The organism is Streptomyces phytophilus (genome assembly GCF_013870535.1).
In the GTDB taxonomy this organism is placed as follows: Bacteria; Actinomycetota; Actinomycetes; order Streptomycetales; family Streptomycetaceae; genus Streptomyces; species Streptomyces phytophilus.
This window is the reverse complement of sequence record NZ_JACBXC010001058.1, coordinates 1-2,146: the sequence shown is the minus strand read 5'-3', so window position 1 is coordinate 2,146 and position 2,146 is coordinate 1. Positions and strand designations below refer to the sequence as shown.

The window sequence follows — 2,146 nt, the reverse complement described above, 5'->3', positions numbered from 1 at the left end:
CTCACCCGCGGCCGCGCACCCGCCGGGCGCACCGCGGTACTCGTCGGCACCATCGGCCGCAGCCCGCTGATCGACGGCCTGATCGCCGCCGGCAAGCTCGACCCGACCGGCGTCGAGGGCCGGTGGGAGACCTCGCTGCAGCAGGTCGTGGCCGACCCGCTGCCCGGCCTCGACAGCGCCTTCGTCATCGCCGGCAGCGACCAGCGCGGCACCATCTTCGGCATCTACGACGTCTCCCGCGGCATCGGCGTCTCGCCCTGGCACTTCTGGGCCGACGTCCCGCCCCGCCGCCACGACGCGCTCTACGTCCTCCCCGGCCGGTTCTCGCAGGGCACCCCCGCGGTGAAGTACCGGGGCATCTTCATCAACGACGAGAACCCCGCCCTCGGCCGCTGGGCGCCCGGGTTCTTCGGCCCCGGCCACGCCGAGGACCACCCCGGCGGCTTCAACAGCGCCTTCTTCGCCAAGGTCTTCGAGGCCATGCTCCGGCTCAAGGCCAACTACCTGTGGCCGGCCGTCTGGGGCCGCGCCTTCGCCGAGGACGACCCCGCCAACCACGCCACCGCCACCGAGTACGGCATCGTCATGGGCACCTCGCACGAGGCGCCCATGATGCGCGGCATCGAGGAGTGGAACCGGCACGCCGTCCCCGCCGTGCGCGACGCGGACGGGAACATCGTCACCGAGGGCCACGACCCGTACGGCGGCACGGGGGAGTGGAGCTTCGTACGCAACGAGGACGCCGTCCGCGCCTACTGGCGCGACGGCATCCGCCGGCTGGCCGACGAGGGCTTCGAGGGCGTGGTGACCCTCGGGATGCGCGGCAACGGCGACACCTCGCTGCCCGACGGCGACGGCATCGAGCTGATGGAGCGCATCATCGCCACCGAGCGCGGCATCCTCGCCGAGGAGCTGGGCGACGCCGCGGCGGTCCCGCAGGTGTGGACCATGTACAAGGAGGTCCAGCACTACTGGGACAGCGGCATGCAGGCGCCCGACGACGTCACCGTCGTCTTCACCGACGACAACTGGGGCAACCTGCGGCGCGTACCGGACGCCTCGCTGCCGCCGCGCACCGGCGGCTACGGGCTCTACTACCACTTCGACTACGTCGGCGGCGGCCGCAACTACAAGTGGGTCGACACCGCCAACCTGGCGAGCACCTGGGAGCAGCTCCACCAGACGTACGCGTACGGCATCCGGCAGCTGTGGGTCGCCAACGTCGGCGACCTGAAGTCCAACGAGCTGCCGACGCAGTTCTTCCTGGACTACGCCTGGGACCCCGACCGCTGGCAGGCCGGCGATCTCCCCGCGTGGGAACGCCGCTACGCCGCCGAGAACTTCGGCCCCCGGCACGCCGCCGAGATCGCCGAGGTCCTGCACGAGTACGGCCGCCTCCAGGCCCGGCGCAAGCCGGAGCTGCTCAACCGCCGCATCACCCTCGACCCGGCCAAGGACCCGGCCACCGACTCCGCCGCGGTCGTCTACGACGACCAGGCCACGCCTTTCAGCCGCGTCAACTACGGCGAGCTGGACCGGGTCACCGACGAGTGGCAGGAGCTGGCCCGTACCGCGGACGGCATCGAGGCCCGCCTCGACCGGGCCGACCGGGCGGCGTACTTCCAGCTCGTCCGCTACGCCGTGCGCGGCACCGCCGTCGTCTACGCCCTGCGCCGCGCCGAGTTCACCAACCTCCTCTACGCCGCGCAGGGCCGGGCCGCCGCCAACCAGCTCGCCGCCGAGACCGACGCCCTGTTCGCCGAGGACCAGGCGCTCGCCGACTACTACAACCACACGCTCTCCGGCGGGAAGTGGCAGGGCTTCCAGACGCAGCCGAAGATCGGTTACGGCGACGTCGAGCGCTACGGCCCCAACGCGCCCTGGCAGCAGCCCGAGAAGGACAACGAGGCCCTCCCCGACGAGCTCTTCCCCGCGGTCGTACGGATCGACCCCGCCGCCGGCGCGGTGCTCGGCGTGGCGGTGGAGGGCTCGGAGCAGTGGTGGCCGGAGGCCGCCGGGCCCGCGGTGCTGCCGGTGGTCAGCCCGTACGACAGCGGCCCCGCCCCGTACATCGAGGTCTTCAACCGGGGGCGCAGCCCCTTCGGCTACGAGATCGAGCCTGCCGTGTCCTGGCTGCGCGTCGACC

Annotated in this window: 1 protein-coding gene; it reads left to right on the top strand. The window is 72.5% G+C overall.

Features of this window, described 5'->3' with window-relative positions:
• Window positions 1-2,146, top strand: a 2,146-nt coding sequence (locus tag H5J30_RS28990) for a glycosyl hydrolase 115 family protein (protein WP_181790240.1), incomplete at both ends; no start/stop codon positions are given.